The 24,740-nt window shown below is 64.6% G+C and carries 24 protein-coding genes; 12 read left to right on the top strand and 12 right to left on the bottom strand.

Annotated elements, in window-relative coordinates:
* Nucleotides 1-6: 6 nt before the first annotated feature.
* From pstB to AC04PH_RS08960, 9 genes are all read right to left on the bottom strand, one after another.
* Nucleotides 7-774, bottom strand: coding sequence for a phosphate ABC transporter ATP-binding protein PstB (pstB, locus tag AC04PH_RS09000; RefSeq protein ID WP_483065408.1), 768 nt, complete (start codon nucleotides 772-774; stop codon nucleotides 7-9).
* 43 nt (nucleotides 775-817) lie between these two features.
* On the bottom strand, nucleotides 818-2,140 hold the full coding sequence (gene pstA, locus AC04PH_RS08995; protein ID WP_483065407.1) for a phosphate ABC transporter permease PstA: 1,323 nt from the start codon (nucleotides 2,138-2,140) through the stop codon (nucleotides 818-820).
* Nucleotides 2,137-3,282, bottom strand: coding sequence for a phosphate ABC transporter permease subunit PstC (gene pstC / locus AC04PH_RS08990; RefSeq protein WP_483066175.1), 1,146 nt, complete (start codon nucleotides 3,280-3,282; stop codon nucleotides 2,137-2,139). The genes pstA and pstC overlap by 4 nt, the downstream gene beginning before the upstream one ends.
* Before the next feature lie 173 nt (nucleotides 3,283-3,455).
* Nucleotides 3,456-4,487 (bottom strand): substrate-binding domain-containing protein, encoded by a 1,032-nt coding sequence (locus tag AC04PH_RS08985; protein WP_483065406.1) that lies wholly within the window; start codon nucleotides 4,485-4,487, stop codon nucleotides 3,456-3,458.
* A 203-nt stretch (nucleotides 4,488-4,690) separates the two neighbouring features.
* Entirely contained in the window at nucleotides 4,691-5,725 is a 1,035-nt protein-coding gene (locus AC04PH_RS08980) for a sensor histidine kinase (RefSeq protein ID WP_483065405.1), read from the bottom strand.
* 3 nt (nucleotides 5,726-5,728) lie between these two features.
* Nucleotides 5,729-6,904 (bottom strand): trans-sulfuration enzyme family protein, encoded by a 1,176-nt coding sequence (locus tag AC04PH_RS08975; protein ID WP_483065404.1) that lies wholly within the window; start codon nucleotides 6,902-6,904, stop codon nucleotides 5,729-5,731.
* On the bottom strand, nucleotides 6,901-7,422 hold the full coding sequence (locus tag AC04PH_RS08970; protein WP_483065403.1) for a gamma carbonic anhydrase family protein: 522 nt from the start codon (nucleotides 7,420-7,422) through the stop codon (nucleotides 6,901-6,903). The genes AC04PH_RS08975 and AC04PH_RS08970 overlap by 4 nt, the downstream gene beginning before the upstream one ends.
* Before the next feature lies 1 nt (nucleotide 7,423).
* Complete coding sequence (gmk, locus tag AC04PH_RS08965; RefSeq protein ID WP_483065402.1) at nucleotides 7,424-8,059, bottom strand: guanylate kinase; 636 nt, start codon at nucleotides 8,057-8,059, stop codon at nucleotides 7,424-7,426.
* Nucleotides 8,060-8,063: 4 nt separating this feature from the next.
* Complete coding sequence (locus tag AC04PH_RS08960; RefSeq protein ID WP_483065401.1) at nucleotides 8,064-8,954, bottom strand: YicC/YloC family endoribonuclease; 891 nt, start codon at nucleotides 8,952-8,954, stop codon at nucleotides 8,064-8,066.
* A 159-nt stretch (nucleotides 8,955-9,113) separates the two neighbouring features.
* Between AC04PH_RS08960 and AC04PH_RS08955 the strand changes: the two genes are divergently transcribed.
* A complete protein-coding gene (locus tag AC04PH_RS08955; RefSeq protein ID WP_483065400.1) occupies nucleotides 9,114-9,773 on the top strand; it encodes a PAS domain-containing protein in 660 nt (219 codons plus the stop codon).
* 101 nt (nucleotides 9,774-9,874) lie between these two features.
* On the opposite strand, the gene rpiB is transcribed toward AC04PH_RS08955, so the two are convergent.
* Nucleotides 9,875-10,333, bottom strand: a complete 459-nt coding sequence (gene rpiB, locus AC04PH_RS08950; protein ID WP_483065399.1) for a ribose 5-phosphate isomerase B — start codon at nucleotides 10,331-10,333, stop codon at nucleotides 9,875-9,877.
* Between the two features lie 82 nt (nucleotides 10,334-10,415).
* Entirely contained in the window at nucleotides 10,416-11,786 is a 1,371-nt protein-coding gene (locus tag AC04PH_RS08945) for a class II 3-deoxy-7-phosphoheptulonate synthase (RefSeq protein WP_483065398.1), read from the bottom strand.
* A 201-nt stretch (nucleotides 11,787-11,987) separates the two neighbouring features.
* Between AC04PH_RS08945 and AC04PH_RS08940 the strand changes: the two genes are divergently transcribed.
* From AC04PH_RS08940 to AC04PH_RS08890, 11 genes are all read left to right on the top strand, one after another.
* A complete protein-coding gene (locus AC04PH_RS08940; protein WP_483065397.1) occupies nucleotides 11,988-12,989 on the top strand; it encodes a GlxA family transcriptional regulator in 1,002 nt (333 codons plus the stop codon).
* 78 nt (nucleotides 12,990-13,067) lie between these two features.
* Nucleotides 13,068-14,054: a hypothetical protein gene (locus AC04PH_RS08935; RefSeq protein ID WP_483065396.1), complete on the top strand. Its 987-nt coding sequence runs from the start codon at nucleotides 13,068-13,070 to the stop codon at nucleotides 14,052-14,054.
* Nucleotides 14,055-14,215: 161 nt separating this feature from the next.
* Nucleotides 14,216-15,412 (top strand): ABC transporter substrate-binding protein, encoded by a 1,197-nt coding sequence (locus tag AC04PH_RS08930; protein ID WP_483065395.1) that lies wholly within the window; start codon nucleotides 14,216-14,218, stop codon nucleotides 15,410-15,412.
* Nucleotides 15,413-15,504: 92 nt separating this feature from the next.
* Nucleotides 15,505-16,287, top strand: coding sequence for an ABC transporter ATP-binding protein (locus tag AC04PH_RS08925; protein ID WP_483065394.1), 783 nt, complete (start codon nucleotides 15,505-15,507; stop codon nucleotides 16,285-16,287).
* On the top strand, nucleotides 16,284-16,979 hold the full coding sequence (locus tag AC04PH_RS08920) for a hypothetical protein (protein WP_483065393.1): 696 nt from the start codon (nucleotides 16,284-16,286) through the stop codon (nucleotides 16,977-16,979). The genes AC04PH_RS08925 and AC04PH_RS08920 overlap by 4 nt, the downstream gene beginning before the upstream one ends.
* Nucleotides 16,976-17,803 (top strand): ABC transporter ATP-binding protein, encoded by an 828-nt coding sequence (locus AC04PH_RS08915; RefSeq protein WP_483065392.1) that lies wholly within the window; start codon nucleotides 16,976-16,978, stop codon nucleotides 17,801-17,803. Before AC04PH_RS08920 ends, AC04PH_RS08915 begins: the two co-directional genes overlap by 4 nt.
* 5 nt (nucleotides 17,804-17,808) lie before the next feature.
* The gene (locus AC04PH_RS08910) at nucleotides 17,809-18,177 is read left to right on the top strand and encodes a hypothetical protein (RefSeq protein ID WP_483065391.1); all 369 of its coding nucleotides are present in this window, start codon (nucleotides 17,809-17,811) and stop codon (nucleotides 18,175-18,177) included.
* A complete protein-coding gene (locus tag AC04PH_RS08905) occupies nucleotides 18,174-18,578 on the top strand; it encodes a hypothetical protein (RefSeq protein WP_483065390.1) in 405 nt (134 codons plus the stop codon). Before AC04PH_RS08910 ends, AC04PH_RS08905 begins: the two co-directional genes overlap by 4 nt.
* A gap of 3 nt (nucleotides 18,579-18,581) precedes the next feature.
* Nucleotides 18,582-19,592 carry a branched-chain amino acid ABC transporter permease gene (locus AC04PH_RS08900; RefSeq protein WP_483065389.1) on the top strand — a complete coding sequence of 337 codons (1,011 nt, stop codon included), beginning with the start codon at nucleotides 18,582-18,584 and terminating at the stop codon, nucleotides 19,590-19,592.
* Nucleotides 19,589-20,890 (top strand): branched-chain amino acid ABC transporter permease, encoded by a 1,302-nt coding sequence (locus AC04PH_RS08895; protein WP_483065388.1) that lies wholly within the window; start codon nucleotides 19,589-19,591, stop codon nucleotides 20,888-20,890. The genes AC04PH_RS08900 and AC04PH_RS08895 overlap by 4 nt, the downstream gene beginning before the upstream one ends.
* An 86-nt stretch (nucleotides 20,891-20,976) precedes the next feature.
* Nucleotides 20,977-23,463, top strand: a complete 2,487-nt coding sequence (locus AC04PH_RS08890; protein ID WP_483065387.1) for a penicillin acylase family protein — start codon at nucleotides 20,977-20,979, stop codon at nucleotides 23,461-23,463.
* Here AC04PH_RS08890 and hflX read toward each other — a convergent pair whose 3' ends face one another.
* Entirely contained in the window at nucleotides 23,464-24,738 is a 1,275-nt protein-coding gene (gene hflX, locus AC04PH_RS08885) for a GTPase HflX (RefSeq protein WP_483065386.1), read from the bottom strand.
* Between the last annotated feature and the right edge of the window lie 2 nt (nucleotides 24,739-24,740).

Raw genomic sequence — 24,740 nt, 5'->3', positions numbered from 1 at the left:
GTCTCCTTAGCCGATCCGACCGGAAATATAGCTTTCGGTCCGGGGGTCTTCGGGATTGGTGAAAATCTTGTCGGTCTCGCCGTATTCCACAAGGTTGCCCAGATGGAAAAAGGCGGTCCGCTGGCTCACGCGGGCGGCCTGCTGCATGGAGTGGGTGACGATGACGACCGAAAAACTCTGCCGCAACTCGTCGATCAGTTCCTCCACCTGCGCCGTGGCGATGGGGTCGAGCGCCGAGCACGGCTCGTCCATCAACAGGACTTCGGGTGCCGTGGCGATGGCCCGCGCGATGCACAGCCGCTGCTGCTGTCCACCCGACAACCCGGTGCCCGGCGCATCCAGACGGTCCTTGGCTTCGGTCCACAGGGCGGCCTTGCGCAGCGATTTCTCCACGATCTCGTCCAGTTCGGCCTTGTTGCGGGCGAGTCCGTGGATTTTCGGGCCATAGGCCACGTTGTCATAGATCGACTTGGGAAACGGGTTTGGTTTCTGGAACACCATGCCGACCTTGGCGCGCAGCTGCACCGGATCGACCTTCGGGTCATAAATGTCCTCGCCGTCGATCTTGATGTCACCCTCGACGCGGCAGATGTCGATGGTATCGTTCATCCGGTTGATCGTGCGCAGGAACGTCGACTTGCCGCAGCCCGACGGGCCGATGAAGGCCGTGACCATCTTATCGGCGATATCCACGTTCACGTCCTTGATGGCGTGATTTGCGCCATAGTAGACCTGCACGCCTTTCGCGCTGATCTTGATGTTGTCGATGGTCATGCTGCGGTCCGTTTCTGAAGTGTCATTAGTCTTGCCCCTGTCCCTACCAGCGCCGTTCGAACCTGCGGCGCAGGTAAATGGCGACCGCGTTCATGATCAGCAGGAACACCAGCAACGTGATGATCGCACCCGAGGCGCGTTCGACGAAACCCGGGTCGGCGCGCTGGGTCCAATTGAAGACCTGCACCGGCAGGGCCGTCGATGCCTCGCCGAACAGGCCCGCATCGGCGGTATAGGCCGCCGGGTATTCGCGCACGAAGGCGACCATCCCGATCAGCAGTAGCGGTGCGGTCTCGCCCAGGGCCTGCGCCAGCCCGATGATCGTGCCGGTCAGGATGCCGGGGGCGGCCAGCGGCAGCACGTGGTGAAACACCGACTGCATCTTGCTTGCCCCGATGCCAAGTGCGGCGTCCCGGATCGACGGCGGCACCGATTTCAGCGCGGCGCGGGTCGAGATGATGATCGTCGGCAGCGTCATCAGCGTCAGCACCAAGCCACCGACCAAAGGCGAGGACTGGTTGAACTGCGCGAAGTTGATGAAGATCGCCAGCCCCAGGATCCCGTAAACGATGGACGGCACTGCGGCGAGGTTCGAGATGTTCACCTCGATGATGTCGGTCCAGCGGTTCTTGGGGGCAAATTCCTCCAGGTAGATCGACGCGGCCACGCCGATGGGCAGCGCCAGCACCAGCACGACGATCATCATGTAGAGCGAACCCAGAATCGCGACGCCAAGCCCCGCCGCCTCTGGCCGCTGATCGGACGCATCAGGGGCGGTCAGGAACGCCCAGTTGAACTTGGTGTCGATCACACCCTGTTCGGCCAGCGCATCGGCGAGCATCAGCGCCTCGGGCGAGGTATTGCCGTCGAGCGCGGCACTCTCCAGCGTGACGCGGCCCTTGAAATAGCCGTCGATCCGGCCTTCCGCCAGCACGTCGATGGTCAGCGTCGTGCCGATCAGATCGGGGTTCGCCAGAACGCGGTCGCGCACCGTGGCCGATGCCTCCTTGGAAATCATGCCGCCGATGTCCTTCTCCGACATCTCCGTTTCGATCCCCAGTGCGGCCACCTGTTGCACCAGACCGGCCTGCAGGATTTTGGCATATCCCAGCGTGGTGACCTTGGACATGACGGCAGGGTCGCGCACGCCGGATTTGTCCAGCGTTTCCTCCGGCAGCGGCACGTCGAGCGTGATATAGGTTTGCTGGAACGCCGACAGGCCGGACGTCAGCACCGAGGCCAACAGCACGAACAGCGCCACCACCGCGACACAGATCGCCGACAGACCGTAGGCGCGAAAGCGACGCTCCGCAGCGTTGCGTCTGGCCGTGCGCTGATCGACCTTCAACAGGCTTTTACTGGTCATTCGTACTGCTCCCGGTATTTGCGCACGATATAAAGGGCAAAGACGTTCAGGCACAGGGTGATGACGAAAAGCGTCAACCCCAGCGCAAAGGCCACGAGCGTTTCGGGTGCGGCAAAATCCGTGTCGCCGGTCAGCTGGCTCACGATCTTGACGGTCACCGTCGTCATCGCCTCGAACGGGTTGAGCGACAGGCGCGCCGCCGCCCCTGCCCCCAGCACCACGATCATCGTCTCGCCGATGGCGCGGGAGGCGGCCAGCAGCACGGCGCCGACAATCCCGGGCAAGGCGGCGGGAATGATGACCTGCCGGATGGTTTCGGACTTGGTCGCCCCCAACCCGTAGGATCCGTCGCGCATCGCCTGCGGCACCGCGTTGATGATATCGTCCGACAGCGATGACACGAAGGGGATCAGCATGATACCCATGACAAGACCGGCGGTCATAACCGAGGACGCGCTGTCGCCGAACCCCATGGGCTGCGCAAAATAATCGCGCAGGAACGGGCCGACGGTGATCAGCGCGAACAGGCCGTAGACGATGGTCGGGATCCCCGCAAGGACCTCGATCACTGGCTTGGCGACCGACCGCATTCGGCGACCGGCATATTCCGACAGGTAGATCGCGGCGAAGAGGCCGATCGGCACCGCAAAGGCCAGCGCGATGAAACTGATGTAGAGCGTGCCCCACAACAGCGGCAGAATGCCGAGCGCGCTGTCGCCGCGGAAATTCGGCGACCATTCGGCGGAAAAGAAGAAATCGCGCCAGTCATACTGGCTGAAGAAATTGGACGTCTCGAACAGCATCGACAGCACGATGCCCACGGTCGTCAGGATCGCGATGGAGGACGCGAGGATCAGCAGCAGCTTGATCCAGGTTTCCGCACTGGTGCGCGCCCGAAACGCCGGCCCGATGCGCCAGAACGCGATGACGAAGCCCAAGGCTGCGGCGACGATCACGGCCAACGGTCCGAATGCGCTTTGCGTATCGACGCCGCTGAACCGCGCGGCCAGCATCACGCCCAGCACCACCGCGATCCCGGGAATCAGTGTCGACAACACCGCGTTCAGCCCGTGCTGGCGCGGCAGGGACGCAAGGCGCCGGATATCGCCGTCGACGGTCGCACGGGCACGGCGCGGGGCCATGACCCAAGCTGCGACGGCAAGCGCCGCCAGAACAATCAGCGATGTGGTGATGGAGAGCACGGCAGATCGTCCCCGCAGTTTATTTGTCGACTGCCCTGTAAATCACGGCGTGTCGCTTGAAAAGCGAGGGGCGCATTCGCACCCCCCGCTCTGTTCGTCGTTTGACCCCGGGCTTAGTTGCCCATCGTCGTTTCGTTGGCAACCGTGTCCTGCACCGCTGCCAAGTCTGGGTCGGACACCAGACCGTATTCGGCCAGCGGGCCGTCGGGGCCAGCCATATCATCGGACACGAAGAACTCCGCGTATTCCTTCAGGCCGGGGATCACGCCGATGTGGTCGGCCTTGATGTAGAAATACAGGGGGCGCGAAACGGGATAGTCGCCGGAGGCGATGCTCTCGGTCGTCGGCACGACACCCGACATGGTCGCGACCTGCAGCTTGTCGGTGTTGTTTTCGTAAAACGCCAGACCGAAGACGCCGATGCCGTTGGTATCCGCCTCGATCCGGGCCAGGGTTTCGGTATAGTCACCGTCGATATCCACGGACGCGCCATCGGTGCGGATCGCCATGCACTTACCCTCGGCTTCATCCTCGTCGACGCCGGCTTCCAGCATTGCGTCAAGGAAACCGCCCTCTTCGCAACCGGCCAGGATCACTTTTTCCTCGAACACCTCACGGGTGCCGTGCTTGGTGCCGGGGATGAAGGCCTGGATCGGTTGATCGGGGAACGCGGGGTTGACCTCGTTCCAGTTGGTGAAGGTATTGGCGACCAGTTCACCGTCGATGAAATGCTCGTTGGCGAGCGCCTTGTACCAGTCCTCGGGGGTGAATTCGAAACCGTTGCCGTTGATGTCGGAGGCGAAGACGATCCCGTCGTAGCCGATCCGGACTTCGATGATGTTCTCGACACCGGCTGCGGCGCAGGCTTGGATCTCGCTGTCCTTGATGGCGCGCGAGGCATTGGCCACGTCGATGGTGTTTTCGCCGACACCCTCACAAAACCGCTTGAGACCGGCGGAAGAGCCGCCGGATTCGATCACCGGCGTGGGATAGTCGAAGTTCTCGCCGAACACTTCGGCGACGATCGCGGCGTAGGGCAGCACGGTTGACGATCCCGCGACCTGCACGTTGTCGCGCGCCAGCGCGGCGGTGGTCGTCAGGGCGGTCGTTGCCAGTGCGGCAGCGGTGATTTTCATTGCGGACATTTCAGTCTCCTAGTCATTCATAACTGCGATCACGCGCGAGCCACGCCATCGCTTGCTGCTTTTTCGGCCCGGTTCGCTACGCTTTTGTGACAGGTATGTAAAAGTTTTATGACAGGACGAAAGGCGTGGTTTATTGCTAATAAATCAATACTTTGGATGATAAACGTCAAGGCAAAATTGCGACGATCTCCCGGCAGGGCACGCTATGGCAGGGCCGCGGGAAGCAGAATCGTGAAACAGGTGCCCGCGCCCAGCGTGCTTTCGACCTGAATTCGCCCGCGGTGGCGGCTCACGATATGCTTGACGATGGCCAGACCAAGGCCGGTGCCGCCCACGGCGCGGGACCGATGCGCGTCGACCCGGTAGAAGCGCTCCGTCAGCCGGGCCAGATGATGATCGGCGATGCCTTCCCCGAAATCGCGCACCGTCAGGCGCACGCCGGGGGCCTGCAACAGCGTTTCCGGCACCGGGCCGGTCAGGGTGATCTTCACACCCTCCGGCCCCGCGCCGTATTTGATCGCGTTCTCGATCAGATTGGTCAGCACCTGGCGCAACTGTGCCTCGTCACCTGGGATAGTGACGGCGGCCTCCGGCAGATGCGTGGCAAGCGGGGTTCGGGCAGCGGCGCTCAGCGGTTCCAGCCCGGCCACGACCGACGGAACAAGAGCGGACAGATCGACGGTGGTGCGCGGGCGCACCCGCTCGTCCTCCTCGACCCGGCTCAGCGACAGCAGATCGTCGACGAGCCGGCGCATCCGGTCGGCCTCCTCCGCCATGATGCCCAGAAACCGGGTCGTCGCTGCCGGATCCTCACGCGCGGGGCCTTGCAGCGTTTCGATGAAGCCCAGCAGTGCCGTCAGCGGTGTGCGCAACTCGTGGCTGACGTTGGCCACGAAATCGCGGCGCATCTTGCCGACGTCGGCGGCGGCGGACTGATCCTCGAACACCAGCACGATGTCGTTTCCGACCCCTGTTGCGGTGACCGCATAGGTCGTGTCCTGCGATCCGTCGCGCCCCAGATATCGCGCCTGCTGCCGCCTGCCGGTCCGCCGGGCGGCGTCGACCGCGTCCAGCACCGACGGCTGCCGCAGCGCCGCGATGTGATGCAGCCCGACGCGGTCACCGCCCAGCACGTCGGTCATCGCATCGTTCTGCGCCGCGATCCGGGCCTGTGCGTTGATCGCCAGCGCCGGCAAGGGCACGGCGGCCAGCAGCGCGGACAACTGCAGGTCCTGCATTGGTCAGCCCGCCGCGGCAGCCGCCGCCGTCATTTCACGGATCAGCAGGTCCGGGTCCTCGACCCCGACGGATACGCGGAAGAACCCTTCGCTGATGCCCAATGCCGCGCGCGCCTCCGGTGTCAGGCCGCGGTGGGAAGATGACGCCGGATGCGACAGCGTTGTGCCGATGTCGCCCAGCGTCGGTGCGAACGCGATCTCGGGTGCCGCGCGGGTGAAGGCGTTGGCGGCTTCACGGCCCCCTTCCAGTTCGAACGACAGCATATTGCCGCCCTGCCCGCCCAGCAGGCCCACCGCGCGGTTGTGGTCGGGATGGTCGGGCCGGGTCGGATAGATCACCCGTTTCACGCCCGTAGCCCCTGCCAGCGCATCGGCCAGCTTGCCCGCGTTTTCCTGCGCCCGGTCATAGCGCAATTCGAACGAATGCAACCCGCGTTCCGCCAGCCAGCAGTCGAACGGGCTGGGCGTCAGACCCCAGGTCACGTTTGCGTCGTTGATCGCCGTGCGGTGCGCCGGATCGCGCGCGGCGACATAACCCAGTGTGGCGTCCGAATGCCCCGCCAGCAGCTTCGTGACCGAATGCACCACGATATCCGCGCCGTGATCGAAGGGGCGGTAGCTGCGCGGCGTGGTGAACGTGTTGTCCACCACCAGCAGCACGCCTGCCTCTTTCGCCAGCGCCGCGATCCCGGCCATATCCGCCACGCGGATCGTCGGGTTCGACACCACCTCGACGAGGATCATCTTGGTCTCGGGCCGCAGCGCCGCGCGCATGGCTTCCACATCCGTGGGATCAGCCAGCGATGTCGTGATCCCCAAACGCGGCAGGTCCTGCGTCATCAGCCGCAGACTACGCCCATACAGCTGATCGCCGCCCAGCACGTGATCCCCGGCCTTCAACAGCCCCAGAAAAACCGCACCGATGGCCGACATGCCCGACCCGGTGACGATCCCATCCGTCGCCCCTTCCAGCATGTCGATCTTGCACGCCAGCACTTCGGCGTTCGGGTGGCCTTCGCGCGCGTAGGTATAGCCCGACGCATCGGCGTATTGCGCGTCCAGCGCATCCGGGTCGGGCGAGGCATAGACGACCGAAGGCTGCAGCGGCGTCACCACGGGCCGCGACACGGAGGTGGGCCAGCCGGTGCGCCGCACGAGGCTGCTGGGCGTGTCGCTCATGGCAGTTCCTTCAGATCGGCGGCGAAGCGCGCGGCGTTGTCCTGATAGTGTTTGGCCGACAACGTCAGCCCGTCGATGGCCGCCTGATCCAGCTCCCGCACGACCTTGCCCGGCGCGCCCATGACAAGCGAGCCGTCGGGTATGACCTTGCCTTCGGTTATCAGCGCCCCCGCCCCGATCAGGCAGTTCTTGCCGATCACCGCCCCGTTCAGCACCGTGGCCCCCATCCCGATCAGGGAGTTGTCGCCGATGGTGCAACCGTGCAGCATCGCCTTGTGACCGATGGTGCAGTCCGCGCCGATGGTCAGCGGAAAGCCCATGTCGGTATGCAGCACGCAGTTTTCCTGCACGTTGCTGCCCTGCCCCAGGGTGATGGTTTCGTTGTCGCCCCGGATCGTCGTGCCGAACCAGACCGAGGCGCGCGCCATGACCACCACGTCACCGATCACGTGGCATCCGGGCGCGATCCACGCCGTATCGTCCACCGTCGGGCGTTTGTCATTCAACGCATATAGCATGTCATCGCTCCTCGAATTGGGTTTGCAGCAGCCGCACATGGTCCATCAGGTCGGGTTGCTGGCTCGCGCGCAGGCGTTCGGCGTCGATGATGGTCTTCAGCCGGTCCTCTGTCGTGCCCAGATCGTCGTTGATCAGAACATAGCTGTAGCTGTCCCAGTGCGAAATCTCGTCCCAGCTTTTCTGCATCCGTTCCTCGATCACCTCCGGGCTGTCCTGCCCGCGGCTTTCCAAACGGCGGCGCAGTTCGGCCATGCTGGGTGGCAGGATGAAGATCGACAGCACATGATCGCGCAGGCTGGATTTCGATATCTGCTGAGCACCCTGCCAATCCACGTCGAAGAGCACGTCGCGGCCCGCGTCGATGGCCTCCTGCACCGGCGCCACGGGCGAGCCGTAGTAGTTGCCGAAGACTCGCGCGTGTTCCAGCATCTCACCGTCCGAGACCTGCTTCTGGAACCCCTCGACGCTGGTGAAGAAATAATCGGTCCCGTCGACCTCGCCGTCGCGCGGCGGGCGCGTGGTGGCGGATACGGAAAACCGCAGGGAATCGTCCCATCCCCGCAGGGCGCGCGCCAGCGTCGTCTTGCCCGCCCCCGACGGCGACGACAGTATGATAAGTAATCCGCGTCTCGCCATGCCTTTACTCCACGTTCTGAACCTGTTCGCGCATCCGGTCGATCACCGCCTTGAGGTCGAGGCCGATGGCCGTCAGCGCGGGTGACCCCGCCTTCGCGCACAGGGTGTTGGCCTCGCGCATGAATTCCTGCGTCAGAAAATCCAGCTTGCGCCCGACCGGGCCACCCTGCCCGAGCAGGACCCGTGCCGCCGCGACATGCGTGCGAAGGCGGTCGATCTCCTCCGTCACATCCGCCTTGACCGCGAGCAACGCCAGTTCCTGCGCGATCCGCGCCGGTTCCACCTCTGCCACGTCATCGACGACGCGCCTGAGCGCGGTCGTCAGATGGTCGCGGGCATCGTCCTGCCGGGCATCTGCGGCGGTCGCCGCTTGCGCGACGAGCGCCGCGATATCGTCCAGTTGTCCGGCCAGCGTCGCCTGCAACGCCGCACCTTCCGCCGCACGCATTTCGGCAAAGGCCGCGACCAGCGGTGCGATGTCGTCCTGCAACGTCTGCGTGAGATCATCCGCCACAGGCTGCCCACCGGCCCCGGCGATCACGCCCCGCGTCGTCAGCACGTCAGCCGCGGTCGGCTGACCCAGCGTGACCCCCATCGCGAAGGCACGCTCCTGTATGGTGTCGAGCGCCGTCAGAACCGCATCGAGCCTGCTTTCGTCCAACGCCAGGGCCGCCGCGCCCTCCTCGCGCGCCAGCCGCAGCCCGACCGTGACGTTGCCGCGCGACAGGGCCATCTTGAGCGCCTTGCGCAGCACAGGCTCTAGCGCCTCCTGCCCGTCGGGCAGCCGCACCCGGATATCGAGCCCGCGTGCGTTCACACCGCGCATGTCCCATTGCCAGGTCGCGCTGTCATGGCTGCCGCTGCGGCTGGCATAGGCGGTCATGGATGTGATCATTGCACGCTCCCGGGCTGTCGTGCGTGGACCTAATCCAAAACCCCGCGCCGGGGCAAGCCTGCGCCCGCGCCGTTAACCACTTAACGCTTTGTTAAATGCGCGCTGCCGAAAAATGTTGTAATCCTCTTAACGGGGCGCAGAGACGGAAAGAGGCTGAAAATGACGACGCAGGACGGGGCACTGGAACCGCATACACGCACGGCCCTGGGTTGTCCCAAGGCGGACGCCACGCTGGACATCGTGCAGAACTACTGGGATCAGCTGCGGCGTGGCGCGGGTGTTCCGCGGCGCGAGGATCTCGCCCCCGCCGCACTGGACCACGCCCTGCCATCCTGCTTCATCGCGGAGCGCGCGACCCACGGCGTCGCCCGGATGCGGGTCGCCGGTCAGGCGCTCAGCGACATGCTGGGTGCCGACGCGCGCGGGGTCACGCTCGGGGCGTTCATCGCGCCCGGCGGCAAGTCCGCGTTTGCCGACCTGCTGGAACAGGCGTTCACCACGCCGCGGATTCTCGAACTTGATCTGGCGCTGTCGCATCCGCTGGGACTGCCCGCCGCCCGCGCACGCATGCTGATCCTGCCGCTGCGCAGCACCGGAACGCAGGATATCCGGCTGTTCGGTGCCCTCGTGGCGGACCGTAACATACGCCTGCGCGCGCGGCGGTTCGACCTGTCGCGCCGGCCATGCGTTCAGGATCGCCCCGTGGTCGAGGATGCGTTTGCACCGCGCGTGCCACGGTCGGATCACCCGCCACTGGCACGGCGCGCAGGAGACCGCACACCGCGCCCGGCCCTGCGACTGGTGGTCGACAATACCTGAGGATCAGCCTGTACCCGCGCGCTGCACTTCGAGGGCTGGTTGAAGGTGATGCGGATTTCGCATCGGTCCACAAACGTCACCAGACCCCGAAAGCGGCGCGCCTAAGCGCCACCGGTCTCCAGCGTCGTGATCATATCGACCCGGGCCGCATGGCGCCCGCCTTCGAATGCCGCCGACAGAAACGCGTCGACAATCTCCAGCGCAAGCCCCTCACCGACCAAGCGCGCACCGATGGACAGCATGTTCGCGTCGTTGTGTTCGCGGATCAGCCGCGCCGAAACAGGTTCTGAACACACGCCGCAGCGCACGCCCGGGACCTTGTTGGCCGCCATCATGATCCCCTGCCCGGTCCCGCAGAGGATGATGCCAAAGCGGCAATCGCCCGAGGCGACCCGTTCCGCTGCGGCAGCGCCGTGCTGCGGATAGGGTGTGCTTTCGGGTGTCACGGGCCCGATATCGACAGGGGTCCAGCCTGCCGCCGCAACATGGGCGGCGATGGTCTGGCGCAACGTGATGGCCGCATGATCGCTGGCCAGGACGATACGTTTCTGCTCCGTCATGACGCGGCCTCCATCAATGCGCTTCACGACGCCGGGGTCACCTGCGGCGGCCCCGGCGCGTTCGATCAACCGGTAGGCAGGCTCAGCCCGCCTTGGCGGCACTCATCGTCTCGCGCCGCGCTTTCAGCTCCTCGGCCACCAGAAACGCCAGTTCCAGCGATTGCGAGGCATTCAGGCGCGGATCGCAGGCGGTGTGATACCGGTCCGACAAATCCTCGTCCGTCACGGCGCGCACGCCGCCGGTGCATTCGGTCACGTCCTTGCCCGTCATCTCGAAATGCACGCCGCCGGGCACGGTGCCCTCGGCCTTGTGCACGCCGAAGAACTCGCGCACCTCGCGCAGCACGCTCTCGAACGGCCGGGTCTTGTAGCCAGTGGAGGATTTGATCGTGTTGCCGTGCATCGCGTCACAGGTCCACAGCACGTTGGCACCCTCTTCCTCGACCGCCTTGATCAGCCGCGGCAGGTGATCGCCGACCTGCCCCGCACCGAAGCGTGCGATCAGCGTCAGCCGCCCGGCCTCGTTGTCGGGGTTGAGCGAGGCCATCAGCGATTTGAGGTGACCGGAGGTCATCGACGGGCCGCATTTCAGACCGATCGGGTTCTGCACGCCCTTGCAGAATTCCACATGCGCGCCGTCCGGCTGCCGCGTGCGATCGCCGATCCAGATCATGTGGCCCGATCCGGCCAGCCATTTGCCCGACGTGCTGTCCAACCGGCACAGCGCCTCTTCATACTCAAGCAGCAGAGCCTCGTGGGAGGTGTAGAATTCCACCGTCTGCAATTCGTGGTTCGTGGCCGACGTCAGCCCGGCGGCTTCCATGAAATCGAGCGTGTCGCTGATCCGTTCGGCCATCTCGCGATACTTGCCCGCCTCGTCGCCGCTGGTGAACCCCAGCGTCCACTGGTGCACCTTGTGCACGTCGGCGTAACCACCCGTCGAGAACGCGCGCAGCAGGTTCAGCGTCGCGGCGGCCTGCATATAGGCCTGCGCCATCCGCTCGGGGTCGGGCACGCGAGAGGCCTCGTCGAAGTCGAACCCGTTGATGATGTCGCCACGGTAGCTGGGCAGTTCCACGCCGCCCACAGTCTCGGTATCGGCGGACCGTGGCTTGGCCATCTGGCCCGCCATCCGGCCGACCTTCACCACCGGCACCTTGGCACCATAGGTCAGCACCATCGCCATCTGCAGCATCACCTTGAAGGTGTCGCGGATGCCGTCGGCGGAAAATTCCGCGAAACTCTCGGCGCAGTCGCCGCCCTGCAACAGGAACGCCTCGCCCCGGCTGGCAGCCGCCAGATGCGTTTTCAGACGCCGCGCCTCGCCGGCAAAGACCAGCGGCGGATACCCGGCCAGACGCGTCTCGACCGCGTTCAGCGCGGCGGCATCCGTATAGGTCGGCATCTGGACCCGTGGCTTGTTGCGCCAGTCCGTTTTTTGCCAGGTCGTCATGGTCTCGCTCCAATCATCATGTCTCTCGCGCCGCGGGTTTGGCGCTAACGGTCCGACCCTATAGCGCGCCCGCGACACAGCGCCAATGGGCAAAACGCCCGCATCCGCCATGAATCCCGTGCAATGCACCGAGATTTGGCGCTTGATCTTGTGTCGCAAAACTGCTGTGCAGGGCGGACAATCTGTTTTGCGGGCCACTCCATGTCGCATCCCGACCCCATCGTCGAAATCGCCGCACCGGCCAAGCCGCGCCGTTTCGTCTTTGTCTTGCTCGACCAGTTCACCATGCTTTGCTTTGCCTGCGCGGTCGAAAGCCTGCGTCTGGCCAACCGCACCGCCGCTGCCGATCTTTACAGCTGGACGGTGATCGGCGAGGGCGGCACCAGCGTCACCTGCTCCAACGGCACGACTTTCGCGCTGGACGACGACCTGATCGAGTTGGACCGCGACGATACCGTGATGATCTGCGGCGGCATCGACATCCAGCAGGCGACCACGAAGAAAGTGCTGAACTGGCTGCGCCGCGAGGCGCGACGTGGGGTCACCATGGCAGGCCTGTGCACCTCGGCCCATACGCTGGCCAAAGCAGGGCTTCTGGACGGCAAGAAGGCCACGATCCACTGGGAAAACCAGGACAGCTTTGTCGAGGAATTCGACGAGGTCACGCTGACCAAATCGGTCTTCGTCGTCGACGGCAACCGGATCACCACCGCCGGCGGCACCGCCTCCATCGACCTGATGCTGAAACTGATCGCCGACCACCATGGCGAGGAACTGGCCAATGCTGTGGCCGACACGCTGATCTACTCCTCGATCCGCACCGATCAGGACACCCAGCGCCTGTCGATCCCGACACGGATCGGCGTGCGCCACCCCAAGCTCAGCCGCGTGATCCAGATGATGGAACAGAACATCGAGGAACCGATCAGCCCCGCGGTGCTGGCCAAGAACGTGGGCATGTCCACCCGGCAGCTGGAACGCCTGTTCCGCCGCTATCTGTCGCGTAGCCCGAAACGCTATTACATGGAACTGCGGCTGCAAAAGGCCCGAAACCTGCTGATGCAGACGGACATGACGGTGATCAACGTCGCCCTCGCCTGCGGTTTCGCCTCACCCTCGCATTTTTCCAAATGCTACCGGTCGCACTACGACACGACGCCTTACCGCGAACGCGGCAGCCACGCGGCCCGCCTTTCGATCTGACCTCTCTCCGGCCGTTAAGCATTGGTTAACCATCCTGACGCGATACTCCGCCACGGCGTATCGCAGACAGGAGTTCCCATGCGCGCGACCACACTTGCCGTCATCGCCATGGCCGGACTGGCCGGATGCATCGGCACCGCCCCTGCGCCGATGGTGCCGGTCACGGTCACGCCGGTCTATGCCGAAACCGACGGGACCATCCGCGACCCCGGTCAGGTCCTCGCCGGGGGTGGCACGCTGACGGCGGGCGGCACCGCCACAGCCGTGATTTCGCTCGACTACGCGGCTGGCACCGCGCGCGCCACCGACAACGGCCTTGCTGTCACGGGAAACCCATCAGGCGCGCTGACGTTGAACCTCGACGGGGTTGAACAGGCATTTTCCCCCGCCGACCAGCGCACCGACAGCACCGGAACCCGCGTCGAAGGCTATGTGGTGCAGGACGATCCTGCCGGTCTTTACGTCGGTGTCTTCGGCCATACAGGCCCGATCACCGATCTGCTGGCAGGCGGCGGGCTCTATGCGCAGGCGCTCTCATTCTTTTCGTCAGAGGTCGGCGGCGGCACCGAGTCACGCTTTCTCTACGCCGTGATCGGCACCGAGACCCGGCCAGAGGTGTTCGGCGATGCCGCCATCGGTCGATATACCGGGACGTTTCGCGCCGAAACCGTGCCGACGGACTACCGCGCGTTTTCCGCGCAGCGGGTCAGGTTTCGCGGCGACGTCGCTCTGACGGTGCAGGCCGACGGAACGCTGCGCGGCCTGATGTCGAACCTCGGCGCCCAGGGGCCCGATGCGGCGGCATACAGCGCCCTGCCAGGCACGATCACGATGCGTGACGCCACGGTCGATGCCACCGGATTTGCGGGCGGGCTGATCGCGGATGACACGCTCGCAGCCGCGATCCTCGCCCCCGGTGCCGCACGGATCGGGACATATGGCGGCACATTCTATGGCCCGACCGCGCAAGAGGCGGCAGGCACCCTCGCGATCGGGGCTGCAGGGACCGAAAGCGACTTTGTCGGTGCCGGGTTCTTCGCGACCACGCGCGCACCCGGCGGCTAGCGGGCGTATCCGCCCGACCGACACCCGCGACAGCGGCGTCGCGGGCCAACGGGCCGTTTCACGGGGCAAAACAGGCGATTCCGCCCTCATATCCTGCTTCACTTTTCAAAACCGTCTGCGTAGGGTGCGCGTCAGGACAACGTTCCACTAGGGAGAAAACAATGAAGAAATTTATGTTGGCCACTGCGGCCACAGCCTTGATGACCGGCGCCGCCTTTGCGGACGGCCATGCAGAGGAAATCAAGATCGGCGTCATTCTGGGCTTCACCGGCCCGCTTGAATCGATCACGCCAGCGATGGGTGCCGGTGCGGAACTCGCCATGGCAGAAGTCACCGAATCCGGTGCGCTGATGGGCGGTGCGACCGTCACATCCGTGCGCGGCGACAGCACATGCATCGACGCCGGGGCCGCCACGACGGCAGCCGAGCGTCTGGTGACCTCCGACGGCGTGAACGCCATCATGGGTGCCGACTGTTCCGGCGTCACCGGTGCAATCCTGCAGAACGTCGCGCGTGCCAACGGGATCGTCATGGTCTCGCCATCCGCCACATCCCCCGGCCTGTCCACCGCCGAGGATGACGGCCTGTTCTTCCGCACCGCGCCGTCGGATGCGCGTCAGGGCGTGATCATCACCAACATCCTGCAGGACCGCGGTTTCAACGAGGTCGCGCTGACCTACACCAACAACGACTACGGCAAGGGTCTGGCCGATGCGTTCCAGGCTGAATTCGAAGCGGCTGGCGGCACCGTCACCATTTCGGCAGCCCACGAAGACGGCAAGGCCGATTATTCGGCTGAAGTCGGCGCACTGGCCTCCGCCGGTGGCGAAGTTCTCGTCGTCGCAGGCTACGTCGATCAGGGCGGCTCCGGCATCGTGCGCTCCGCACTGGATGCAGGCGCGTTCGACACGTTCTACTTCCCCGACGGCATGGTCGGTCAGAAGCTGAACGAGAACTTCGGCGCGGAACTCAACGGCTCCTTCGGCGCCTACCCCGGCACCGATAACGCCGGTGCTGGCACCTTCGTCGAACTCGCCGAAGCCGCTGGTTTCGACGGCACAGGTGCCTTCGCGCCCGAAAGCTATGACGCGGCGGCGCTGATCATGCTGGCGATGCAGGCGGCTGAATCCTCTGCTTCCGCCGATTTCAAGGATCACATCATGGATGTGGCCAACGCTCCCGGCACCGAGATCATGCCCGGTGAACTGGCCAAGGGTCTGGAACTGATCGCCGCTGGTGAAGACATCGACTACGTCGGTGCGTCGGCTGTTGAATTGATCGGTGCTGGTGAATCCGCCGGTAACTACCAGGAAATCGAATTCGCCGACGGCGAATACTCCACCATCGGCTACCGTTAATTCGGTTTGCCGAAAATGAAACGGCGCGGGATTTTCCCGCGCCGTTTCAACACCATAAGACACGACATTAACGTGCGAAGGGTCCGGGGAAGATGATCGTCGTCGAAAATCTGGTAAAGACCTTCGGTGGCTTTCGCGCCGTCGACGGCGCGTCGCTGTCGATTGCGGAAAATACGATCACCGGCCTGATCGGCCCCAATGGTGCCGGAAAAACAACTCTTTTCAACGTGATCGCAGGCGTTCTTCAACCGACTGCAGGCACTGTCACCATGGCGGGCGAGGATATCACCGGCTTGCCGCCGCACACGCTTTTTCACAAAGGGCTTCTGCGCACCTTTCAGATCGCACATGAATTTTCGTCGATGACCTGCCGCGAGAACTTGATGATGGTCCCCGCAGCCCAATCGGGCGAAACGCTGTGGAACACCTGGTTTGGGCGCAAACGCATCGCCGACGAGGAGCGCGCGCTCAAGGCGAAGGCCGACGAGGTGCTGGAATTCCTGACCATCGACCACCTGGCCGAACAGAAGGCCGGCGAAGTCTCGGGCGGGCAGAAAAAACTGCTCGAACTCGGGCGCACGATGATGGTCGACGCCAAGATCGTTTTCCTCGACGAGGTCGGCGCGGGCGTGAACCGCACGCTGCTCAACACCATCGGCGATGCGATCATCCGGCTCAACAAGGAGCGCGGCTATACCTTCGTCGTGATCGAGCACGACATGGATTTCATCGGCCGCCTTTGCGACCCCGTCATCTGCATGGCCGAGGGCAAGGTGCTCGCCGAGGGCACGCTGGACGAGATCAAGGCCAACGAACAGGTGATCGAGGCCTACCTTGGCACCGGTCTGAAAAACAAGGATCAGGTGCCCGCATGACGCTCTGGCTGGCCCCGGTGGTTCTGGTCATTGCGGCGACACAGGGCGCGGCACAGGCCAGCGAGGTCGCGCGCGCGACGCTCTACAACCGCGACGTCGTGTTGAACGACGACATGACCTGGGCGTTCGTCGACCCGTCCGTAACGCTGGACACTTTGACAGCGACTCCCGCCTGCACCGGCACGACCGACGAACGGGTGATGGTCTGCCCGCCCGCCGATATCTGGGGCGCACCGGACGTTCTGATCGAGCCGCAGCTGGAGGAGTTCGCCTATACTGCTGACGATGCCGCTTTCTCGCTGCTCTTGATCGCAGAGCGCGCCTATGGCCACGACGGCGACATTGCGGGCATGACCGCCGGAATGGATGCGGAAGGTTTGCTGATGCGCGTCATCGACCGTGCGCTCGGGTTGCCGACCTACGCGGCTACGGCAGTCCACGCGGACGACGTGGTGGTGATCCGCAGCAGCTATGACGACAGCCTTGCCGACTACAGGTCCGAGACTGTCGAGATATTCCTGCGGGACGAATACGTTTCGCTCGACTTCACCGCGCTTCCGGTGCAGCCCGACGGCTCTGACAGGTTAACGGATGCAGAGCGGCAGGCCCGGATCGACGCCACATTGGCCGGTGTCACCATCGACGGCGCACCCTTCACGGACTGGATCGCGGCATCAGAGGACAACGAATGACCAGCAATCCCTATCAGGACGACCGCGGCAACAACGACCGCTCGATCACCAAGGAACGCGGCGGCAGCACCAGCGATCCGCTGCGCAATCCCGGTGAGGCCAAATCCGCCCCCGGGGGCCCGTTCCTCATCGGTGACGCGATGACCGGCGGCTACGGCAAGGGGCCGGACATTCTGCACGACTGCACCATCGCCGCCGAAAAGGGCGAGATCGCGGTGATCGTCGGCCCCAACGGCGCGGGCAAGTCCACCGCGATGAAGGCCGTGTTCGGGATGCTGAACGTCAACAAGGGGTCGGTGAGGCTGGACGGCGAGGACATCACCAGCCTGACGCCGCAGCAGCGGGTCGTGAAGGGCATGGGGTTCGTGCCGCAGACCTCCAACATCTTCACGTCGATGACGGTGGAGGAAAACCTCGAAATGGGCGCCTTCATCCGCCGCGACGATTTTCGCGATACCATGGCGCAAATCTACGATCTGTTCCCGATCCTGAAGGAAAAGCGCCATCAGGCAGCCGGAGAGCTGTCGGGCGGGCAGCGTCAGCAGGTCGCCGTGGGCCGGGCGCTGATGACCAAGCCGAAGGTGCTGATGCTGGATGAACCGACCGCGGGCGTGTCACCCATCGTGATGGATGAACTTTTCGACCGCATCATCGAGGTTGCGCGTACCGGCATCCCCATCCTGATGGTGGAACAGAACGCCCGGCAGGCCCTTGAAATTGCTGATAAAGCCTATGTGCTGGTCCAGGGGCGCAATGCGCACACGGGAACGGGCAAGGAACTGCTGGCCGATGAACAGGTCCGCCGCAGCTTTCTGGGCGGATGATGCGGGTGGCGGCGATGATCCTGATGGCGGGCACGGCACAGGCCGAAACAGTGACCTGCGATCTGAGCGGGCCTTGCGCATCCTATCAGGCCTGCGGCACCACAGGGTTTTCGCTGTCCTTCACGATCGACCGCACCCAGTTCGCCCCCGCGGTGGACGCGAACGAGCCACCGCGCCGCAAGGTCACGACCGTGCGGATGCGAGGGGAGAGCTTCGAAGCCGAACCGTTCATCATCGGCGACATGCTGGGGTTCAGCCATCCCGCGCACGACGGCGCCGTCGGGATGTTCGTGATGCAGCCCGGCGGGACCGGCCGTTATACCGTGGCCCGGCACGAGATCGACATAAGCGGTGAATGCGAGGTGACACCATGATCGCCCGCATCGCCGTTGCGCTGAGCCTTTGCGCCGCACCTGTCGCAGCGCAGGATTTGATCGAGACCTGCGAGATCGCCCGCACCTGCACGTATGACGGGGCTTGCACCGCTGGCGGCGGCAGTTTCGGCATCGCCACGACCTTCGGCAGCGGCGACGACGCGAGTTACGTCTTCACATGGCGGGGCCAGACCGTCACCGACCTGCGCAATCACGACGGGCACGTCTTTACCTGGCTCACCGGGCCGGAAACCGACCGGCACAGCTTTGCCCTCTCCTACATCTACAACGGCGACATGCCCGACCCGGAGGTCGCGGAATTCCTACTGATGGAAACCCGCGTTCAGGGTCGCCTGAACGACACCATCCTGCACAGCGGCACCTGCCGCGAAAGCGAGTAAGACATGGATTTCCTCAACGCGATCGTCGCCCTGACCAATTTCGTGATCGTGCCGGGCCTCGCCTATGGCGCGCAGTTGGCCATCGGTGCGCTGGGGGTCACGCTGATCTACGGCATCCTGCGGTTTTCCAACTTCGCCCACGGCGACACCATGGCATTCGGCACCATGGCGACGATTCTTGCGACATGGGGTCTGCAATCCATGGGCGTCAGTTTCGGCCCGCTGCCCACTGCCCTGCTTGCCCTGCCCATCGGGATCGCGGCGACGGGGCTGTTGCTGCTGGGCACTGACCGCGTGGTCTATAAATTCTACCGCGACCAGAAGGCGAAACCCGTGATCCTCGTGATCGTTTCTATGGGCGTGATGTTCGTGATGAACGGCATCGTGCGTTTCATCATCGGCGTGCGCGACATCACGTTTTCGGATGGCGAACGCTTCATCATTTCCGCGCGTGATTTCAAGGAAATGACCGGCCTCGACGAGGGGCTCGCGATCAAGACCACGCAGGCGATCACCGTCGTCGTTGCCGTGATCGTGGTGGCGGTGTTGTTCTGGTTTCTCAACAAGACGCGCACCGGCAAATCCATGCGCGCCTTTTCCGACAACGAGGATCTGGCGCTGCTGTCCGGCATCAACCCCGAACGGGTTGTGATGGTGACCTGGCTGATCGTGGCGGCGCTGGCGACTGTGGCAGGCACGCTTTACGGCCTCGACAAATCCTTCAAGGCTTTCACATACTTTCAACTGCTGCTGCCGATCTTCGCCAGCGCCGTCGTCGGCGGGCTGGGCAGCCCGCTGGGGGCCATCGGCGGCGGTTTCGTCATCGCCTTTTCCGAGGTCACGATCACCTATGCGTGGAAGAAGGTGGCGGGCTACGCCCTGCCCGACAGCCTGGCCCCCGACGGTTTGGCGCAGCTTTTGTCCACCGACTACAAATTCGCGGTCAGCTTCGCGATCCTGGTGATCGTGCTGCTGATCAAGCCGACGGGCCTTTTCAAAGGACAATCCCTATGAGCGACGCCATCAAGACACCGCTTTATTTCGCGGGCATCGCCGCGCTGATCATTGGCACGGGCTATGTTCAGGGCTGGAACTCGGCGCTGCTGATCCTGAACATGGGGCTGATCTCCGCGATCATGGCGCTGGGCGTGAACCTGCAATGGGGCTTTGCCGGGCTGTTCAATATCGGGGTCATGGGTTTCGTGGCGCTGGGCGGTCTGGCATCGGTGCTGGTGTCGATGGACCCGGTGCCGGAGGCGTGGTCGGCCGGGGGCCTGATGGTGCTGCTGGGCCTCGTGCTGGCGGCGGTGACGATCGCGGGGGCCGTCTATGCGTTCAAGACCTTCACCGGGCGCAAACGCACCGTGATCCTGCTGGCGATCCTGATCGTCGGCTTTTTCGTCTTCCGCTCCGTCTTCGACGCGGGCGTGGAGGCGGTGGAGGCCGTGAACCCGGCCTCGACGGGCTATCTGGGCGGGCTGGGCCTGCCGATCATTCTCGCGTGGCCGGTGGGCGGCGTGCTGGCCGCGGGTGCGGCATGGGTCATCGGCAAGACGGCGCTTGGCTTGCGGTCGGATTATCTGGCGATCGCCACGCTGGGGATTGCAGAGATCATCATCTCGATCATGAAGAACGAAGACTGGATGGCGCGCGGCGTGAAGAACGTGATCGGCCTGCCCCGCCCCGTCCCCTACGAGGTCGATCTGCAGGCGGACCCGTCTTTCGTGGAACGCGCGGCGGGCTGGGGGCTGGATCCGGTCACGGCCTCGACCTTGTGGGTCAAACTGCTTTATGGTGGGTTGTTCGCGGTCGTCCTGATCATTCTGCTGGTGCTGGCGCAGGGCGCGCTGAAAAGCCCTTGGGGCCGCATGATGCGCGCGATCCGCGACAACGAGGTCGCGGCAGAGGCGATGGGCAAGGACGTGACCGCGCGGCACTTGCAAATCTTCATCCTGGGCTCTGCCATCTGCGGCATCGCGGGTGCGATGATGACCACGCTCGACGGGCAGTTGACGCCGGGCCAGTATCAGCCGCTGCGCTTTACCTTCCTCGTCTGGGTCATGGTGATCGTCGGCGGATCGGGCAACAACCTCGGCGCCGTGCTGGGCGGATTCCTGATCTGGTTCCTCTGGGTGCAGGTGGAACCGCTGGGCCGACTGGCGATGGATCTCATCACCTCGGGCATGGCCGATGGCAGCTTCCTCAAGGGCCATCTTCAGGATGCGGCAGCGCACATGCGCCTGTTGACCATGGGCGTGATCCTGCTGCTGGTGCTGCGGTTCAGCCCGCGTGGATTGCTGCCGGAACGATAAAGGCCGCACACGGCGGGCAATTCCGCGTGGCACCCCGCCCGGTGCCGCGCTAAAAGGCAAGGCATGACTGCACACGGATACCCGACATGGCTTTGATCTTCCGCTGGTTATTCCGCATCACCACCGGGATCATCGCACTCGCGGTGCTGGCGTTCGTGCTGGCCTACTACTTCGCCTCCCGCTCCCTGCCCGATTACGACATGCGGGCAGAGGCGGCGGGGCTTCAGGCCCCCGTCGAGATCGTGCGCGACAACGCCAACGTGCCGCATATCTTCGGCCAGTCGGACGAAGATGTGTTCTTCGCCCTCGGCTACGCCCACGCGCAGGACCGGCTGTGGCAGATGACGATGCTGCGCCGCACCGCTCAGGGCCGCCTGTCGGAACTCTTCGGCCAGCGCACCGTGCGGATCGACAGCGTGATCCGCCGGTTCGACCTGCACGGTGTCGCCCGCCGGTCCGTCGCGGCACAGGGCGACGCAGGCACCGCCGCGCTGGACGCCTATGCCGATGGCGTGAACGCCTGGCTGGCAGAGGTGAACAAGGGCGCGCTGGGGCGCGGCGCGCCGGAAATGTGGCTGTTCAACCATCCGGTCGCCCCGTGGCAGCCTGCCGACAGCCTCGCGATCATGAAACTGATGGCGCTGCAACTCTCCGGCCACCTGAGCGCGGAGGTGCTGCGCGCCCGCACATCATTGATGATCGACAACAATCCGGCGATGGACCCTGCCCGCCTGAACGACATCCTGCCGGACGATCCGACCTCCGGCATCGCCGCCCTGCCGGAATATGCGCAACTGGTCCCCGGTGTCCGTTACTATGCTGCCGTCCCGCGCAGCGCACCCGACCCGCTGTCGCCCATTCGCCCGATCCCGCTGGCCGGTGCATCCAACGCCTGGGCCGCCAGCCCGGACCGCGCCGCCGCCGGATCGACCCTGCTGGCCAACGACCCGCATCTGGGGCTGACCGCGCCGACGATCTGGTATCTGGCGCGGCTGGAACTGCAATCGGGCGGCGTGATCGGTGGCACGATCCCCGGGATACCGGTCGTGCTGACCGGGCGCAGCGCCACCCTTGGCTGGGGTTTGACGACAGCCTATGTCGACGATCAGGACGTCTATATCGAGGAGGTGAACCCCGACGACCCCGGCCAGTATCGCACACCCGACGGCTGGGCCGATTTCGAAACCCGCGAAAGCATCGTCAACATCAAGGACGCCGCCGCCATCACCCTGCAACTGCAGTGGACGGAAAACGGCCCGGTAATGCCACCCGATCAGTTCGACCTTGGTGCCGTGACTCCGCCCGGCCATGTGGCCAGCGTGGCCTGGACGGCGCTGTCGGAGGAGGACACATCCTATTCCGCCGCACTCGACGTGATGCAGGCGCGCACGGTCACCGGGGCGATCACGGCGGCAGAGGACTATATCGCCCCTGCCCAGAACATGATGCTGACCGACCGCAACCGGATCGCGATGAAAACCATCGGCGCGATCCCCGCGCGCGACCCCGCGCATCAAAGTCAGGGCCGCCTGCCCAGCCTGGGTTATCTGGCCGAAAACCGCTGGCAGGGCCGCCAGCCCTATGCCGACAACCCCAGCTTCGTCGATCCTGCGGGCGGGATTCTCGGCAATACCAACAACAAGACGGTGGACAGGGACTTTCCTGACCACGTCTCGTTCCTCTGGGGTGACACGCAGCGTATTTTCCGCTGGCAGCGCCTGATGCAGTCGCGTCAGGTGCACACCCGCGACAGCTTCATCGAGGCGCAGCAGGACACCGTCAGCTATACCGCACGGTCGCTGCTGCCGCTGATCGGCGCGGACCTGTGGTTCACCGGAGAGGCCGCGACCGAGGGCACGCCGGAGCGTCAGCGCCAGAAGGCGCTGGAACTGCTCGCCGCCTGGAACGGCGAAATGAACGAGCATCTACCCGAACCGCTGATCTATGCTGCCTGGCTGCGCGAATTGCAGGAGCGGCTGATCCGCGACGAGTTGGGCCCGCTCGCCTCCGACTTCACTCACGTGAACCCGGTGTTCATCGACCGCGTGTTCCGCAACACAGACGGGGCCGGCGCGTGGTGCGACGTGCTGCAATCGGCCCCGGTGGAAACCTGCACCGACATCTCGCGGCAGGCGCTCGACGATGCCCTGCTCTGGATCGCGGAGCATCACGGCACGGCCATCGAGGCGTTACGCTGGGGCGACGCGCATCAGGCGACGCATGATCACGCCGTCCTCGGCACTGTGCCGGTGCTCAACTGGTTCGTGAACATCCGCCAGTCGACCAGCGGCGGCGACAATACGTTGCAGCGCGGCCGCACCTCTGGCACGGGCGAGACGCCGTTTCACAACGTCCATGCCGCAGGGTATCGCGGGGTCTATGACTTTGCCGATCCCGACAGCTCGGTGTTCATTACTGCCACCGGCCAGTCCGGCCATCCGCTGTCGCGCTATTACGATAACCTCGGGGAATTGTGGCGGCGCGGCGAATATATCCCGATGTCGCTCGACCCCGCGCTGGCGCGGGCGGCTGCGGTTGGCGTGACGGTGCTGGTGCCGGAAAGTGCAGACTGATCAAAGCCTTGCAAAGCGTTCCTGCTGCAGTTTCGTCCAGAACACCTGCAAGGTATAGCCGTCGTCGTTCTGGCGTTCGTCGGTGACGATCCCCTCGTCATAAAGCCATGCGCGTTTGCGGCCGTCGGCAAAACCCAGCGTCAGCGTCTCCTCTGCCCGCGGGTCTTTCAGTTTGCCAGCCAACGCGCTCAGCAAGCGGGCCATGCCCGCGCCGGTGACGGCGGAGACGGCGTAAAGATCGTCGCGCCGTTCGGCCTGAGTCTCGACCGCCGCGCGGTCTTCGTCGGACAGCAGGTCGATCTTGTTCCAGACTTCGATCATCGGGGCGGTGTCGGCGACGCCGAGTGACGCGAGAATATCGTTCACGTCCAGCGCCTGTTCCTCGGTCTCGGCATGGCTGATGTCGCGCACGTGCACGATCAGGTCCGCATCCAGCACCTCTTCCAGCGTGGCGCGGAAGGCCGCGACAAGTTCGGTCGGCAAGTCACTGATAAAGCCCACGGTATCGGACATGATGACCTCGTCGCCCGAGGGCAGCAAGATCTTGCGCATCGTGGGATCGAGCGTGGCGAAAAGCATATCCTTGGCGAAAACCTCTGCCCCGGTAAGCCGATTGAAGAGCGTCGATTTCCCCGCGTTCGTGTAGCCCACGAGTGCGACAATCGGGAACGGCACCTTGGCCCGGCCCGCCCGGTGCAGGGTGCGGGTTTTCACGACCTTGTCGAGCTGACCCCGCAGCGCCTTCAGCTGCATGTCGATGGCGCGCCTGTCCGCCTCGATCTGCGTCTCGCCGGGGCCACCGACAAAGCCGAGCCCACCGCGCTGGCGTTCCAGGTGCGTCCAGGCGCGGACGAGCCGGGTGCGCTGGTAGGACAGATGCGCCATCTCGACCTGCAGCACACCTTCGGCGGTGCGGGCGCGGTCGCTGAAAATCTCCAAGATCAGCCCGGTCCGGTCGAGGATCTTGACGTCCCATTCCTTTTCCAGATTGCGCTGCTGCACGGGTGTCAGCGCGCCATCCATCAGGACCAGTTCGACGTCGTTGGCTTTCAGCCGGTCCTTCAGTTCCGCGATCTTGCCCTTGCCCAGCAGCTTGCCCGCGTGGCGCTTGGGCAGGCGCACGACTTCGGTTCCCACGACCTTCAAGTCAGGCAGGGCCATGGCCAGCGACACGGCTTCCGCCAGCGCCGGGTCGGCATCCCGGCGAGTCTTGTCGGTTTTGACGTCGGGGTGGATCACCCAAGCCCGCGTGACGGGCTTATCGTGTTCGAGCAATG

Source organism: Yoonia sp. KMU-150, assembly GCF_056858355.1.
This window is presented reverse-complemented; position numbering and strand designations above follow the sequence as displayed.